This window comes from Haloarcula regularis (genome assembly GCF_029338315.1).
GTDB lineage: Archaea > Halobacteriota > Halobacteria > Halobacteriales > Haloarculaceae > Haloarcula > Haloarcula regularis.
Window position 1 is genome coordinate 669,060 of sequence record NZ_CP119794.1, and the last position, 14,786, is coordinate 683,845.

General features: G+C 68.3%; 12 protein-coding genes and 2 pseudogenes. 5 read left to right on the forward strand and 9 right to left on the reverse strand.

Translation table 11 applies throughout. The features are described 5' to 3' along the window. The first annotated feature begins 136 nt into the window (after positions 1–136). Together P1N55_RS03560 and P1N55_RS03565 are read left to right on the forward strand one after the other, a co-directional pair. On the forward strand, positions 137–1,000 hold the full coding sequence (locus tag P1N55_RS03560; protein ID WP_276277617.1) for an ArsR/SmtB family transcription factor: 864 nt from the start codon (positions 137–139) through the stop codon (positions 998–1,000). A gap of 263 nt (positions 1,001–1,263) precedes the next feature. Continuing rightward, positions 1,264–2,028, forward strand: a complete 765-nt coding sequence (locus P1N55_RS03565; protein ID WP_276277618.1) for an MBL fold metallo-hydrolase — start codon at positions 1,264–1,266, stop codon at positions 2,026–2,028. 4 nt (positions 2,029–2,032) lie between these two features. Here P1N55_RS03565 and P1N55_RS03570 read toward each other — a convergent pair whose 3' ends face one another. From P1N55_RS03570 to P1N55_RS03605, 8 genes and pseudogenes are all read right to left on the reverse strand, one after another. Continuing rightward, a complete protein-coding gene (locus P1N55_RS03570; RefSeq protein WP_276277619.1) occupies positions 2,033–3,187 on the reverse strand; it encodes a sensor histidine kinase in 1,155 nt (384 codons plus the stop codon). 115 nt (positions 3,188–3,302) lie between these two features. Next, entirely contained in the window at positions 3,303–4,370 is a 1,068-nt protein-coding gene (locus P1N55_RS03575) for an mRNA surveillance protein pelota (RefSeq protein WP_276277620.1), read from the reverse strand. Between the two features lie 39 nt (positions 4,371–4,409). Next, on the reverse strand, positions 4,410–5,132 hold the full coding sequence (locus P1N55_RS03580; protein ID WP_276277621.1) for a DUF4013 domain-containing protein: 723 nt from the start codon (positions 5,130–5,132) through the stop codon (positions 4,410–4,412). A gap of 117 nt (positions 5,133–5,249) precedes the next feature. Continuing rightward, the gene (locus P1N55_RS03585) at positions 5,250–5,591 is read right to left on the reverse strand and encodes a DUF6713 family protein (RefSeq protein WP_276277622.1); all 342 of its coding nucleotides are present in this window, start codon (positions 5,589–5,591) and stop codon (positions 5,250–5,252) included. A gap of 85 nt (positions 5,592–5,676) precedes the next feature. Then, complete coding sequence (locus P1N55_RS03590; RefSeq protein WP_276277623.1) at positions 5,677–6,378, reverse strand: DUF4013 domain-containing protein; 702 nt, start codon at positions 6,376–6,378, stop codon at positions 5,677–5,679. A gap of 182 nt (positions 6,379–6,560) precedes the next feature. Then, positions 6,561–8,683: pseudogene (gene rqcH, locus P1N55_RS03595) on the reverse strand (ribosome rescue protein RqcH). 37 nt (positions 8,684–8,720) lie between these two features. Then, positions 8,721–9,751 (reverse strand): annotated as a pseudogene (locus P1N55_RS03600) (NAD(P)/FAD-dependent oxidoreductase). Positions 9,752–9,802: 51 nt separating this feature from the next. Further along, positions 9,803–10,513 (reverse strand): MBL fold metallo-hydrolase, encoded by a 711-nt coding sequence (locus tag P1N55_RS03605; RefSeq protein WP_276277624.1) that lies wholly within the window; start codon positions 10,511–10,513, stop codon positions 9,803–9,805. Between the two features lie 216 nt (positions 10,514–10,729). On the opposite strand from P1N55_RS03605, the gene P1N55_RS03610 reads away from it, so the two are divergent. After that, positions 10,730–11,896, forward strand: coding sequence for an outer membrane protein assembly factor BamB family protein (locus P1N55_RS03610; RefSeq protein ID WP_276277625.1), 1,167 nt, complete (start codon positions 10,730–10,732; stop codon positions 11,894–11,896). A 50-nt stretch (positions 11,897–11,946) separates the two neighbouring features. Continuing rightward, entirely contained in the window at positions 11,947–12,315 is a 369-nt protein-coding gene (locus P1N55_RS03615) for a hypothetical protein (protein WP_276277626.1), read from the forward strand. Positions 12,316–12,340: 25 nt separating this feature from the next. Here P1N55_RS03615 and P1N55_RS03620 read toward each other — a convergent pair whose 3' ends face one another. After that, entirely contained in the window at positions 12,341–14,005 is a 1,665-nt protein-coding gene (locus tag P1N55_RS03620; RefSeq protein WP_276277627.1) for a tRNA uridine(34) 5-carboxymethylaminomethyl modification radical SAM/GNAT enzyme Elp3, read from the reverse strand. Between the two features lie 136 nt (positions 14,006–14,141). On the opposite strand from P1N55_RS03620, the gene P1N55_RS03625 reads away from it, so the two are divergent. Beyond that, on the forward strand, positions 14,142–14,774 hold the full coding sequence (locus P1N55_RS03625; RefSeq protein WP_276277628.1) for a hypothetical protein: 633 nt from the start codon (positions 14,142–14,144) through the stop codon (positions 14,772–14,774). Positions 14,775–14,786: the final 12 nt, after the last annotated feature.

Genomic DNA, 14,786 nt, shown 5'->3' on the forward strand with positions numbered 1-14,786 from the left:
GGTGGTGACGTGGGGCCGTGCAGGGAAGTGGGTTCCGACCGCGGAGTGAAAGTGAACGTGGGTCCGCCAGGAACCGTGAAATTTCCATCACAGTCTCCACGAGATATATACCGCTGGGGGTCACTGATTCCGATATATGTCCCTGCTACCCTCGCGCGGTCCCGAGGCGAGCACCTCCCAGGACGGCGAACTCGAGATCGTCGGCGTCGACGAGGACGTCTCCGCCGTCATCGACGCGCTCTCCTCCGAGACGGCCCGCGAGATACTCAACGCGGTATACGACGATCCGGGAACGCCCTCCGAACTGGCCGACCGGCTCGGGATGTCTATCCAGAAAGTCTCCTACCACCTCGAGAAACTCGAAGAGGAGGAACTCATCGCCGTCGCCGGCACCCGCTACTCCGAGAAGGGCCAGGAGATGAAGGTGTACCAGCCGCCCGACGACCCGTTGGTGCTGTTCGTCGGGACCCGCGAGCGAAAGCGGTCGCTGCGCGCGCTCGCGAGGCGACTCGTCCCCGTCGTCGGCATCCTCACCGCCGCGAGCGTCGCCGTGCAGGTCATCACCGAGGGCGTCCCCTTCGTCGGGCAGTCCGCGAGCGGCGACGGGGGCGAGGCCGCGAGCGGAGGCGGCGACGCCGGCGCGGACCCCACGCTCTCGACGACCGCAGAGCCGACGGCCGAACCGACGGCGACGGCCGGCGGTGACGGCGGCGGGGTGAGCATCGCCGAGGCGACCGAGACACAGACCCCGAGTGGCGACGACGGTGGGGTCAGCATCGCCGAGGCGACCGAGACGCCGGTCCCCACGGAGGAACCGACGGTGACCCCGACGGAGGCCCCGGTATCCGAACCGGCGACGACCCCCACGGACGTCGCCACCGAACTCGCAGAGGTGTCCGGCGCCGCCGGCGGATTCGACGTCCCGCCGGGCCTGGTCTTCTTCCTCGGCGGCCTGCTGGTCGTCGCCGTCGTGGCCGCCGTCTGGGCGTACGACCGCTGACGGTCGCTCAAACGGAGTTTTTACCGTAAGGTGGGCTTTTGATACTCCCCTCCCTACGTCTATCTGCGCCGTCGACGGGGTCGGGAACCGCCGCCCTGGTTCCCCGCTCCCCGACGATGGCCACACCTGCCCGAGCCATCGCCGTTCTCTCCGGAACGGCCCCTTCCCCCACTCCGCTGGCGCCCCTACGCTGGTCCCTGGCGTCCCAGTGTCACCCTCCACCGATACAAACGCCTATTCCCGTCCGGTCGTTCTCTCCCGCTATGCGACTCACGTTCCTCGGCACCGGCAGTGCCATGCCGACCGGGACGCGCGCACAGACCGGTTACCTCGTCGAATCCGGCGAGCGATCGCTCCTCGTCGACTGCGGGAGCGGCGTCCTCTCGACGCTGGCCCGGACCGACGTCGGGTACGAGGGCGTCGACACCGTCCTCCTGAGCCACCACCACCTCGACCACGTCTCGGACCTGGACGTCCTGCTGAAAGCCCGCTGGCTGGCCGGCGAGACGGACCTCACCGTCGTCGGTCCGCCGGGCACCGGGCAGCTGGTCCGTGACCTCCTCTCGGTCCACGAGTACATGCAGGGCCGTCTCGACCTGACGCTACGCGACGTCGAGGCCGGCGCGTTCGATCTCCCCGGGTTCGCCCTCGAAGCCACCGAGACGCGCCACTCGATGCAGTGTTTCGCCTACCGCGTCGAACCGGCCGGCGGTGGCCCGACCGTGACCCTCAGCGGCGACTCCGAGGCGTTCACCGATCTCGTCGCGTTCGCGGACGGGACGGCCGTCCTCGTCCACGACTGTTCGTTCCCCGACGACGTCGACGTCTCGAACCACCCGACGCCGTCCGCGCTGGGCGAGACGCTCGCAGACGCGGACGCTGACCTCGGGCGCATCTATCTGACGCACCTCTATCCACACACCGAGGGGCGACACGACGAGATGCTGGCGTCGCTCGGGCGCCACTACGACGGCGACGTCCGCTTCGCCGAGGACGGCCTGACGATATCGCTTTCCGACGCCGACTGAGCGCTCACACCCGGTCGAGCGTGATATGGAAGGCCGCGCCGCCGGCCGCGCTGTCGCCGACACTGACGCTCCCGCCGTAGGACTCTGTCAGCGCCCGGACGAATCCGAGGCCGAACCCGCTGCCGGCACTGTCGGGCCCCTTGCGTCCCATCTGGAAGAGCTCGTCCCGGACTGCCTCGTCGACACCCGCCCCGTCGTCGGCGACGGTGACGGCCACCTGGTCCTGAGTGCTCTCGACGCGCAGCTCGACAGTCACCGCGCCCTCGTTGTGAACAGCGGCGTTCGAGACGACGTTCCGGAACACCGAGTCGAGCAGGTCGCCACCGAACACCCGGTAGTCGGCCTCACCGGGGTCGAACTCGACGGTGAGCGACGGGTAGGACGCCTCGACGTCGGCCACGACCTCCGACAGAATCGCCTGCAGATCACGCGGCTGGGGTTCGTCCTGCGATTCGAGCGACGAGACGAGGTCTCCCACACGCTCGATGAGGTCGGCGGCGCTCTCGGCGGCCCGCTGTATCTTCTCGGCGTGGTCGGCCGTCTGTCCGTCGACGTCGGCGGCGACGGCGTCGGCGAACCCGGCGATGACCTGGAGGTCGTTGCCGAGGTCGTGGCGAAGCAGGCGATCGTACATCTCGATGAGTTCCTTCCGGGTCTCGAGGTCACGCCGGGCCCGTTCCAGTCGCTCGCGCGAGCGGATGTTGCTGATGGCCGTTGCCGCGTGCGAGGCGAGGATGGTCATCGGCCTGCTGTGTTCGTCTCCGAACGACTCGACGGACGTCGAGCGCGTCTCGAGAATGGCGGTCACGTCGTCGCCCATCAGGGCCGGGACGGCAAGCGCCGCGGTCACCTCCGAGTCGTCGCCGACGCCGGCCCCGGCCCCCGTCTCGGTGGCGACGCTCCCGGTTTCGAAGGCCCGCATCGCGATGTCGGACGGCGGGTCGCCCGGGGCCAGGTTGGGGTTCGTGCTGTGGACCACCCGCGGGTCGCCGCCCCGGACCTCGACGAACGTCGAGTGTGAGAACTTGAACAGCACGGACATCGCCTCCAGCGTCAGCGAGACGACTTCCTCGACGGTCGAACACTGGTTGAGTGCCTGGCCGTACTTGTTGAGATCGGCGACCTGGCTCGCGAAATCACGCTGGTCTTCGAATGACATTGTGTGCAACCCCCGGCCCGCACCGTGGTTGGCCGACTTTGGGACCGCCGGTAATTACCGGTTTGGATAGTTCCCGGCGAGCGAGAACGCGCCGCGGGCGACCGGCGACGCCAGTTCAGTCGAGTCGGTACCGGAGGAGTGCCGCGATGCCGCCCAGGTTGGACAGCTGCTGGCCCGGGGCGAACTCGGCGGAGAAGACGGTCACCGACCCGCCCTTCTGTTCGGTCGTCTCGATGATGCGGTCGACGTCGACGTCCCAGTCGCCCTCGCCGGCCCGCTCCAGGCGGAGTCGCTCGTCTAAGACGAGCAGCGTCTCGATGGCGCCGAAGTCGGCGGCCCTGGCGACGTCTTCGGGCCCGTAGGCGGCCTCGCTCCCCTGTGCGATGCGGGCCATCAGCTCGTCGATGAGGTCCGCCTCCTCGGCGATGCGGGTCCGCTGCTGGACGTCCTCGACAGCCCCCCGCTTGAGTACCTCGTGGACGCCACGGTCGCCGACGCTGGCGGTGTCGACCACCGTCATCTGCTCGGCGATATCCGGTATCTCCTCCCGGAAGTAATCCAGTGCGTCCTGCTTGGTGAACCCGGGGCCGGCGAGGATGTAGGCGTCGACGTCCTGGCGGCGGACGACCTCTGCGAGCTCGGCAAACAGCTCCTTGCGGGGGCGGGCGTACTCTCCCTTGCCGGTCGTCGAGGTGATGCTCGCGCGCTCCTCGGTGCCGTACTGGGCGACGGTGTGGACGTGGGCCTCGCCCTCCTCGACGGTCACGATGGCGACGTCCGGGTTCTCGGCGGCCTCCTCGGCCTCCGCCAGGCGGTCGTTCTGATCGGGCTTCCAGCGTTTCTCTATCTCGAGTTCGGTGTGCTCCTCAACGTTGAGCGTGTGGTGAAAGCCCAGCTGGTCCTCGCGGGAGCAGTCGACGATCTCGCCGCCGACGCGCAGGCGGTTGGCGAACTTCGCGAACTCGACGTCGGTGACCTCGATCTTCAGCCACATGGGCTCGCGCTCGCCGCCCGTGTCCCGGAGGGTGTCGTCGTCGCGCTGGATGCGCCGGGTCGTGTCACCCGCAACCAGGTCGCCCGGCTCGACGATGTAGGAGAGATGCCAGAGGTCGTCGAGCGTCTCGGGCACCACCTCGGCGCGTTCGCGCCCCTCGGTGGTCGCCACCCGACTCTTGACTTGCATACGATCCTCTCGACCGCGGTGACAGAAGTGCCCTGCTATTCAGACCGCCGGCCGTCCGGTCGCTGACTCGCCCGCCTGTTCACCCGGCCGGTCCGCGTCTTCGATACCCCGGCCGATCGCGTAGGCACTGGCGATGTTGCCGTAGAATGTGATGAACGGGACGAAGATGAGTCCGAGGACCGTGACGGCGACGGCACCCGCGACGATCTGCGCGATGACACCGATGACGATGGCGATGAGCCACGCGACTGCGTAGTCTTCGCTGGTGCCGATAGTGCGGATCGTCGAGGGCGAGAACGCCGCCCCGACCGAGCCCGTCCGGGCGAACGCCGCGATGGCCGCGGGGAAGAGGTAGACAGCGGCCAGCAGCGTGAGCACCCCCACGGCGGCTGTGGCGAACGCCAGCAGCACACCCAGGATAGCGACGGAGTTCCCGCCGGTCCCGCCGACACTCGTGCCGACGCCGACCGGGAGAATCCAGGCCAGGACGCCGACGGAGATGACGATGGCCGGAACCAGGAAGTACACGAGCGAGATGACGAACGCCAGGACGCCGTCGACGAGCAACTCGCCCCACTCGTCGAACACCGGGGGGACCTCGTCGTCACCCGCGCCGACCTGCCGGATGACCCTGACGAGGTAGCCGTAGACGAACAGCGTCGGGATGATAAAGACGCCCAGCAGACTCAGGACGCCACCGATGATGATTGTCTCGACGTTCTTCTCGCCCTTCCACGGGAACTTGAGTGCATCTTCTAACATGGTTTCAGGTACTGTCGTGACCGTTCGGAGGACGGCGGGGACCGCCGTGTGACAGTAGGCACTCGGCGATTGACTCAGCAGAAATATAAATATTTGCCAACAGGACTCGCGGACCCCTCAGAGCGTCGTGTAGAGATGTGCTGCACCGAGGAGTGCGCCGCCGTATATCCAGCCCGCGGAAAACCAGGTATCGAACTCGACCTTCGGGTGGTCCCGCAGGACCAGGTGTGCCCCGGCGTGAGCGATAACGAACACGTCGAACCCCCGCTGGAAGTCCGGAGTCTCGAAGACCCAGAGGACGACCAGGAGTGCGGGAGCGTGGAGCGCGGTGAAGATGCGGAACGCCGTCTCGTCCGTGACCGGGATCGGTGCGAAGAAGAAGCGCCACTCGTGGTGGTACATTGCGTCGAGCTCGTGGATTACGAGCCAGGTCACGACCGCCGCGAAGAGGAGTTCCATCGTCTAGCGCGGCGCGGCCCAGACCTATCAATCCCGAACACCGTGTACTCGAACACGAAAAATCGACCGAGAGACCGCTCCGCGCTTAGATCGCGGCCTGACCGGCGGTCGAGTCGGGGCCCTCTTCCATGGCGGGCATCTCTCGGACAGCCTCGCCGATGGCGTGGGTCCCGGCGAGGTTCGCGTAGAACGACACGAACGGGGCCAGGATGACACCGATGACGACGGCGTTGAGTACGCCGATGATCACGCCGCTCAGGATGGCGATACCGAACGCCACGAGCCAGCCGGTCGCGTAGGTCCGGCTGAACAGCATGGGGCGCAGGTCGCCGTAGGAGAACGCCGCGCCGATGCTGTCCTCACGGGCGAACGACACGACTGCGGCCGGGAGCACGTACGCCAGCGCCAGGGAGACGACGAACAGGACCAGCGACGCCACGAGGAAGATGAGCCCCGCGGCGAGGCCGCCGGCCGCGCTGTCGCCGCCCAGGCCGATGGACGCGCCGCTGGCGATCACCGCGACGAAGGCGATGATGGCCGGGACGAGCGCGTAGACGAACCCGATGACGAACACCTTCAGCCCGTCGGTGAGCAGTTCGCCCCACTCGTCGAACTCAGGCGGTTCCTCCTCGCCGTCCATGACCATCCGGAGCGCCCGGACGATATAACCCATGACGAGGAACGTCGGGACGAGCAAGAAGCTAAAGAGCAGCAAGAGGCCGCCGATAGCGATGTTCTTGATCGCGCTGTCACCGTTGCGTGGATAGTTGAGTGCTTCTTGGAACATTGTGACCCTCCAGTGGGATCGGGATGCTACGGGCGACGATGGCGAACGTCGGATGTCCGCCGACTGCCACAGGTACCACGTAGTATCTTCGTTCGTCTAGTACAACCAACAAGTATATAACCGTACGTATCAGATGCGTGTCGCTATCACGCTACGGAGTGGCTCACTGGGCCCGGTGCCGGTCACTCGTCGACCATCCGGCTCCCCCCGGGCGGGAGGAACTCCTGGATGCGGTCGGGGCTGGCGACCTTCCTGACGAACGTCTCGTCGGCGAAACGGGACTTGAACTCCCGGTAGAGGCGCTTGGCGATGTCGTTCTGGGCGTACTGGCCCGGTTCGACGGTGATGCTCGTCGCCGCCTGCGGGCGGATGGCCGTCGGCGGGCCGCCGACGACCCGCGTCTCGTCCTCGCAGGTGATGCCGACGGCCACGCCCACCTCGGTGTCCTCGAAGTAGGTCCGGTCACCGCGGATGGCGAACCCGCCTTTCTCCAGGTACTCGCCGCTCTCGGGCGTCTTCGACACCTGGTCTTTCTCGACCATGTAGACGTCGCCGGCGAACTTCCCGTCCTTCCAGACCGATGAGTACGAGACGGCGAACTGTGCGGCCTCCTCCAGCGAGGACTGCGGGAAGTCGACGTCCTTCGAGGGTTCGCTCGGGCCCGTCGCTTTCAGTATCGTCACCGGGCCGCCGTGGGCCTGGGCGTGGAAGAACCTGTCACCGCGTTCCAGATACTTCTTGACGAGTTGCTCGTTCTCGTCGGCGTCGCGGCCGCCGATGACCAGGAAGCCGTCCGAGGTGTGGAACCAGCGGAACTGCTCGTACCACTGCTCGGTCTGGCGGACGGGGATCGAGGGTTCCGCGAGCCAGTCGGTCGGTTCGTCGTCGGCCGCGTCGTCGGGTTCCTCCTCGTCTCCGTCGTCGGCCTCCCAGGCGTCACGGCGCTCCTTGACGTCCGCCAGGTCCTCGCGCGTGTCCTCGATGGCGGCCATCGCGCCCTCCTTCTTCGACTCGATACGCTTTGCTTCCTGGTAGAGGCGGTCGGCGTTCTTCTCGACGCCCGTCGACGCGTCGACGGTCACCCGGGTGTCGTCTATCTCCAGCGTGACCGTCCCCTCGCTGCCGTCGACGTCGACGACGGCCTCGGCGGCGGCGATGCCACGGTCGGCCCCCTCCCGGAACGTCTGGCGGATCTCGTCCCAGGACACGTCGTCGGCCCTGGCGGCCTGGACGGTCGAGAGCACCTCGTCGACCAGATCGTAGCGGGCATAGAGCAGTTCGGCCTTCTCGCGTTCGGCCTCGGCGTCGGCCTCGAAGTCCTCGATGGCCTGTTCCTGCTGGCGGATGATGTGCTCGTGTTTCTGTATCTCGGACTCGAAGTCCGGTCGTTTTGCCTCGCCGCCTTCGACCTCGCTCTCGCGCTGGACGTGGAAGAAGTAGTCGTCCAGCGCCGCGTTGAACGAGTCGAAAGACTCGCTGTGGAGGTGTTCGTACTCCACGAGGGGGACCGGCGTGACGTCGACCCGCCGGCGCGACTCCTCGCCCTCACCCGTCGACTCGTAGTAGACCCGCGGGTCGAGATTCCCCTCCCGAAGCTGGGTCGAGAGGTCGGTGACCACGTCGTAGAGCCGTTCGAACTGCTCGTCGGTCACCTCGTCGACGTCGACGTTGTACTCGATGTCCGCCCGGGAACACACTCCTCGCCGTAGAGACCGCCGAAGTTCAGCTGGGTCGCGAGCGTCCGTACCAGGTCTGCGTCGGAGTCCCGGACGCGGGCGACGAACCCCTCGTAGTCGACGGTCAGCGGGTTGAACCGCGCCGAGGGGAACTCGTAGGTCGCGCCGGGCGCCACCGTGCGGGACTTCAGGCGGACCGTCTCCAGCGAGTCGACGACGTCGCCGTACTCGTCGACCACCGCGACGTTCCCGTCGCCGAACAGCTCCGCGACGATAGTCGTCGATCCGTCGGCCCGGTCGAACTCCAGTTCGATGATGCGGTCGAATTCGAACTGCTCGACGCGGACGAGGTCGGCCCCCGACAGTCGGTTGCGCAGCATCATCGCGAAGTCCGGCGGCCGGCCGGGGGCGTCGGGGACGTGGTCGGGTGCGACGACGTGGGCTCGCTTGACCTCGCCGAGCTCGATGACGAACTCGACGCGCCCGCGGTCGAAGTCGCGCAGCTTCAGCCTGACGAGGTCGTCGTCGGCATAGAGGTACGCCTTGTCGAGCTTCGCGCCCTCGTAGGCCCCGAGTTCCGTCTCGAGCGCCGCGAGGTCGACGCTCGTCAGTTCCCGCTTGTGGTCCATGTCGGTGGCTGACGGCCCCGACGCAAAGGCGTTCCGTTCAGCGCCCGGCAATGTCCGCGGCGACGTCCAGCCCGGACCTGAGTGCCGCGTGGATGCGTCCCTCCCCGGCGACCCAGTCGCCCGCGAAGTACAGGTCGTGGTCCCGAGCGCCCGCGAGCGCGTCGTGGTCGACCTCACCCTCGGGTTGGGAGTAGCGCCAGTGCTGGTAGTCCGTCCAGTCGGGGTCGGTCAGCCGGTCGTCGCCAACCAGCGCGGCCGCCCGCTCGGCGATGGCTTCGACCAGCGTCTCGGGGCGTCGGTCGTAGTTCGCGACCGACCACGACTCGTTCATCTGGACGACGAGCAGCGACTCGCCGTCGGGGACGTGGCCGCGCTTGCACTCCTCGCGCGAGACCCAGCCGACGTCGTGGGCCTTGTCCGCGTTCACCGCACCGTACCACGGGACGTCGAGTGTGAAGTCGTAGTGCAGGACGCCGGCGACGACGGTCCGGTAGGGCACCGACGCGACGGTCTGTCTGAGCGCCCGGCAGTCGTCGTGGTCCCACGCCGCCTGGCCCAGGAGGTCGGCCGTCTGTGGCGCCGGCGGGGTCAGGAGGACGACGTCGTAGTCTCCGCGGTCGGTCCCCTCGCTGTCGACGACCCGCCAGCCGTCGGCGCGCCTGTCGAGTACCTCGACGCGCACCTCGTTCTCGACCGTGGCGTCTGTCGCGCCGAACAGCCGCTTGGCGAGCTGGGTGATGCCTGCCTCGTAGGTCCACTTGTGTTCGTCCGCGTCGCGACCGGGAGTGATGTCGCCGTCGGCCGCGAAGGCGTACACGGGTTCCGCGATGTCCACGAGGCCGTCGGTGGACACTCTTCCGTGACGAGGTCGGTCACCCGGTCGTCACCCGGTTTGAGGTAGTTGGCGCCGTACTCGTAGACGCAGTCGTCCTTCCGGCGGGTCGCCGCCCGACCGCAGACGCCGCGGCTCTTCTCGAAGACGGTCACCTCGACGGGGTCGTCCCGGAGGGCGTACGTCGCCGCGGCGCCCGCTGCGCCGGCGCCGACGACCGCCAATCGCTCGGTCATGTAAGCTGTCAGACGCGCTGCGAGTAAAAATCCACCCCCAAACGAGCGGTGTCAGTGCTCGCTCGCGAGCGCGGCGAGGGCCTCGAACCCACCGACGGAGAGCGGGTCGCCGTGGCCCATCGCGGCCACCTCGAAGGGCGGAATCCGCTCGGCCAGCTCGACGACGCTGGCCCGAAGCTCGACCATGTCGTAGGAGTCGAACCGGATCGGCGTCGTCAGCACTCCGTCGTCCTCCCAGACCAGGTCGCCCAGGAACGCCGCGGCGACGTCCGGGTGGTAGTAGACGACATGCCCGGGGTTGTGCCCCGGAGTGGTGTAGGCCGTGAAGCGACCGACTCCGTCCCCGTCGTGGACGGGGTAGAGGTCGAGGTCCGGGAGGGGGAACAGCTGTCGCGTGACCCGGTGGAAAAGCCCCTTGTGGTGGAGCCAGGCCGGGTGGGCGTCCCCGTTGAGGAGGTCCAGGTCGGCGGTCCCGACGTACACCGGCCCGTCGAACTCGGGGACCAGTCGGTTCAGCCCCCCGACGTGGTCGAGGTCGTAGTGGGTTATCAACACACGGTCGAGGTCAGCGGGCGCGAACCCGGCGGCACCCAGCTCGTCGACGATGGTCGGCTCGTTCCACCACAGCCCCGTGTCGACGAGGGTGAGGTCGCCGTCCCCGTCGCCAACGGCCGTTTCGTCGACCAGGTAGGCGTTCGACGCGAACGGGGGAATCAGGCCGAGCTCGAGCAGCCACACCCCGTCGCGAAGCCGTCGCGTCATACCGGTAGGAGGGGACTGAGCGGGAAAACCCTGCGGGTCCGCCGCCGAACGGCCCGTAGCGGCGGCACAAGATTCTTTCCACGTCGCTTAGAATTCCGGAACGTGTCCCCCGCAGATCCCCCTCCACCCCAGCCTGGCCCTTCCCCGGCCGAGCTAGTACCGTCGGAGTCGAGCGGGCGCGACACGTCGCGTCGCAGGTTCCTCGCGACGGCTGGCGTGGCGGCCGCCACGGCAGCACTGTCCGGGTGCAGCGCCCTCGCCCCAGACTCCGGAACGGTGCCGTTCCACGACGGCGACTGGCACTCCTTCGCCAACGGCCCGACGAACCCGAACCGGGTCCCCGGCGGCGCGCCGGAATCAAGTGAGGGATCCGTTCTCGCCGGCGCGAGCTGGCCGTACGCGCCGCCGGCCGTCCACGACGGCGTCGCGTACTTCGTGAGCGAACGTGAGGGCGTCGCCGTCACCGTCGACGGAGTCGAGCAGTGGTCCCAGTCTCTGGAGGGCGAGCTGTCCGGCGCCCCCGCGATCGACCCGGCCCGCGACCGACTCTACGTCCCGACGCGGATTGTCCCCGCGACGAGCGGTCCGGACCCCGCACCGGCGTTCGTTGCCGTCCTCTCGCTCGGCGACGGGAGTGTCCGGGACCGGTACCGCGTCGGCACGCGCCGGACGTACGGCGTCACCGTCGTCGACGGCGCCGTCTACGTCCGAAGCGCGACGGCCTGTGTGAAACTGGCCCCGGACGGCACCGAACGCTGGCGGCGCTCGCTCGACCCGCTCGTCTACGACGAGTACAACCTCGGCGACTTCACCGCCACGCAGGTCGCCCCCGCGGTGACTGGGGACGGCGTCTACGTCCCCGACCGCGACGCGCTGGTGAAACTCGACCCGGATTCGGGCCGGGAGCGCTGGCGCGTCGCCGTCGACACGGCGTACGCGGCCCCGGTCGTCGCCGACGACGGCGGAGTGGTCCAGACCGGCCACAGAGAGACCGTCGCCGTCGACCCCGGCGGCGAGGAGCGCTGGCGCCGCTCACTCGGGACCCGGGCCGCGGCCGCGGCGGCCGACGACGTCGTCTACGTCGTTCCCGGCGACGTCCACGAGCTCGACCTGGCGACCGGCGAGACGAACTGGCAGGCACACGTCCCCAGCGAGGGGACTGCCGCGCCCGTCGTGACCGACGAATCGGTACTCGTCGTGTCGGGCGACGTCCGGGCCTACCGCCGGGAAGTCGGGGGCCTGTTCGAACCGGATCGCCTGCGCTGGCGGACCAGCTCGGTCCACGCCCACGATTACGCCTCACCGGTAATCGCGGCAGGCCGAGCGTTCGTCGTGGGGCCGATGGGGCTCCAGGCCCTCCGCCCGGGCTCGACGGACGGCTGAGTCGGCGCAGCGCTCGAAACGCAGTTGTCGCGAGCGAGCGAAGAACGGTCGTGGTGAACCAACTGGACCTCCTGGCTGGACTGCTCTGTCTGGGCGGCGTCGCTGCGGCTGGGGCGCTGGCTGGACCCGGCACCCTCCTCGCGACGCCGGGGCGAGCGGTCTTCGTGGGCGGCCTGGGGATCGCCGGGTGCCTCTTTCTGGTCGCGTCGGCGGAGCGGTCGCTCCGGGTGAGAGACCGGCGGGTGACCCGCTACACACTGAGCGCGCTCGGCGACGCGGCCGTCGGCGTCGCGATCCTCGGCGGGCTGGCGAGGGTTCCACCCGGCGCGTCCGGCCTGGCCTACACGCTCCTGGTCGTCCTGGGCGGGGCGAGCGCCGTGCTCTTCGGGGCCATCGGCCTGGCCGAGAAGTCTGGGTGATTGTAGCCGCTGCGTCGCCGGATGGTCAGTCCAGGCGCTTCGACACGTACGGCCCGTCTTGCTGGTAGTCGAGTTTCTCCCGGTAGTACTCGCGGACGCCGATGCCCGAGATGACCGCGAGCTTCGAGAACCCGGCGTCGCGGGCGATCTCCTCTGCCTCCGCGAGGAGTCGCTTGCCGTATCCCTTGTGCTGGTGGTCCCCGTCGGCCCCCTGCTGGCCGATGCCGACGGCGTTGCCGTAGACGTGGAGTTCCCGGACGAGGGCGGCATCCTGGAGTTCCGCCCGGACGGGGTCGTTCGGGAACCGCAGGCGACAAAAGCCCACGAGGACGTCGCGCTCGAAGTCCTCGAAGGAGACGAAGTGCTCCGTGCCGCCACAGGCCTCGTAGGTCATGACGTCGAGTTCGACGTCTTCGGCCACCTCGTCGCTGTGGCCCGCCTCGCGACAGCGGATGCACTCGCAGGTCCAGCCGTGTTTCTCCATCTCCTTCCAGGCGAGTTGCCGGAGATTGGACTTCCAGACGCCGCCCTCGATGAAGTCCGCGGGGATGTCGCGCTGGACGCGCTGGAGGCGCGTGTAGCGGGGGATCATCTCCTTGATCTCCGCGACCAGTTCGGCGGCCTCCTGGTTGCCCAGCGGCTCGAACTCGTCGTTCGTCCACCAGTCGTAGGTGACCGTTCCGGGGACGACCAGCGTCGGGTAGATCTTCAGGTAGTCGGGCCGCCACGCGCTGTCCTCGAAGATGCGCCGGAAGTCCTCCAGGCACATCTCCTTCGACATCCCCGGCTGGCCGGGCATCATGTGGAAGCCGACCTTGAACGCCGAGTCACGGAGGCGGCGGTTGGCGTCGATGGAGGCCTGGACGCCGTGGCCGCGGTGCATCTCGCGGTTGATGCGCTCGAAGGTCGTCTGGACGCCCACCTCGACCTTCGTCCCGCCGAGGTCGAGCATCCGGTCGATCTGCTCGGGGTCACACCAGTCGGGCTTGGTCTCGAACGTCGTCGCCACGTTGCGGACGTCGGCCGTCTCGTTCTCGGCGATGACGTCCTCGAGGTACTGCCACTCGTACTCCTCGCGGTCCTGGGCGAACGACACCTCCTCGGCGGGACTGGGGTCGGCGTCGACGTCGAAGTCGTTCATCGCCTCTAGGGCCCGCTTGACGAACCACTCCTGGTAGTCGTGGCTCCGGGCGGTCATCGTCCCGCCCATGACGATGAGTTCGGCCTTGTCGACGGGGTGGCCGATCTCCCGGAGCTGGTTGAGTCGCAGGGTCACCTGCCCGTACGGGTCGTAGTCGTTCTGCTCGCCGCGGGCGGCGGCCGGTTCGTGGCCGGTGTAGGACTGCGCGGAGGAGAACTCCGAGTCGGGGCCGCCGGGGCAGTAGAGACACTTCCCGTGGGGACACCGCTCGGGCGAGGTCATGATGGCGATGGGCGAGACGCCCGACGCGGTGCGGACGGGCTTTCGCTGGAGCACCTCTTCCAGGACTTCGCGGTGCTCCTGAGGGGCGTAGTCGAGCAGTTCGGAGTTCTGGGGGACCTTCGGCGCCGAGTACTCCCGGCAGACGTCGATCTTGGCCGATTCGACGTCGTCGCGTTCGACGTCGCCGGCGAGGATGCGGTCGACCAGTTCCGCACAGACCTGCTGGAAGGCCTCGGTCTCCTCGGGGTCCGGCGTCTCCGTGCGCATCGGTTGTGGGATTTCGTCGTCTCGCGCGAATAAGCGTGTCGCTCGGGGACGAACGCGACCCGTCGTGCTCGCCACCGGCGCGGTGTGGTACCGCGCCCCCTCACATATTTATCAATTCGTCGGGTAGATAATGTCGATGAAACGACGTGATGTGCTCCGGGCTGGTGCGGCGACGATAGCCGCGACTGTGGCCGGGTGCAGTGGCGGAGACGACGGGGCAGCGTTCGAGGAGGGGTTCGAGGACGGTATCGGGGACTGGGAGAGCGGGGCCGCCATCGGCCCGGAGGTCGAACTAGAGGAGTTCGAGTGGGAACTGGGCGTCTCGGACGCCGAAGCCGCATCCGGGAGCCGTTCGCTGCGTATCTGGAACGAGGGTGACTACGACGACGGTGTCACCTGGGGTGTCCACCCAGTCGGCGTCGAGCCCGGCCAGGCCTACACGGCCAGCGTGACCGTCCAGTTCTGGAGCGAGTCCGAGTCGTTCAACACGCTCCGGGACGCCGTCGTCCGCCTGGGGCCCGAGCGACCGGCGCGCGAGGAGGACTTCCCGCATCCGGGCGTCAACACGACCGAACTCGGCGAGACTCCCTACGGTGGGCTCCGGGAACCGCTCTGGCTGTCCGAGGGCTGGCGCGAGTACGCCTTCGAGTGGACGACCCCGCAACTGGACGCCGACACGCTCTACGTCGCCGCCGGGACGAGCGTTATCTGGGAGGGCGACGCCACGCACTACGTCGACGATGTTGCGGTGGAGCTGGAATCCCGCTGAGGCGCTCGACCG

Bases quoted from the DNA above. Each gene is read 5' to 3' on its own strand.
- P1N55_RS03605 (WP_276277624.1), bottom strand. From the start codon at position 10,513: ATGACGCGACGGCTTCGCGACGGGGTGTGGCTGCTCGAGCTCGGCCTG.
- P1N55_RS03625 (WP_276277628.1), top strand. From the start codon at position 14,142: ATGAAACGACGTGATGTGCTCCGGGCTGGTGCGGCGACGATAGCCGCG.
- P1N55_RS03560 (WP_276277617.1), top strand. From the start codon at position 137: ATGTCCCTGCTACCCTCGCGCGGTCCCGAGGCGAGCACCTCCCAGGAC.
- P1N55_RS03585 (WP_276277622.1), bottom strand. From the start codon at position 5,591: ATGGAACTCCTCTTCGCGGCGGTCGTGACCTGGCTCGTAATCCACGAG.
- P1N55_RS03590 (WP_276277623.1), bottom strand. From the start codon at position 6,378: ATGTTCCAAGAAGCACTCAACTATCCACGCAACGGTGACAGCGCGATC.
- P1N55_RS03565 (WP_276277618.1), top strand. From the start codon at position 1,264: ATGCGACTCACGTTCCTCGGCACCGGCAGTGCCATGCCGACCGGGACG.
- P1N55_RS03580 (WP_276277621.1), bottom strand. From the start codon at position 5,132: ATGTTAGAAGATGCACTCAAGTTCCCGTGGAAGGGCGAGAAGAACGTC.
- P1N55_RS03620 (WP_276277627.1), bottom strand. From the start codon at position 14,005: ATGCGCACGGAGACGCCGGACCCCGAGGAGACCGAGGCCTTCCAGCAG.
- P1N55_RS03570 (WP_276277619.1), bottom strand. From the start codon at position 3,187: ATGTCATTCGAAGACCAGCGTGATTTCGCGAGCCAGGTCGCCGATCTC.
- P1N55_RS03575 (WP_276277620.1), bottom strand. From the start codon at position 4,370: ATGCAAGTCAAGAGTCGGGTGGCGACCACCGAGGGGCGCGAACGCGCC.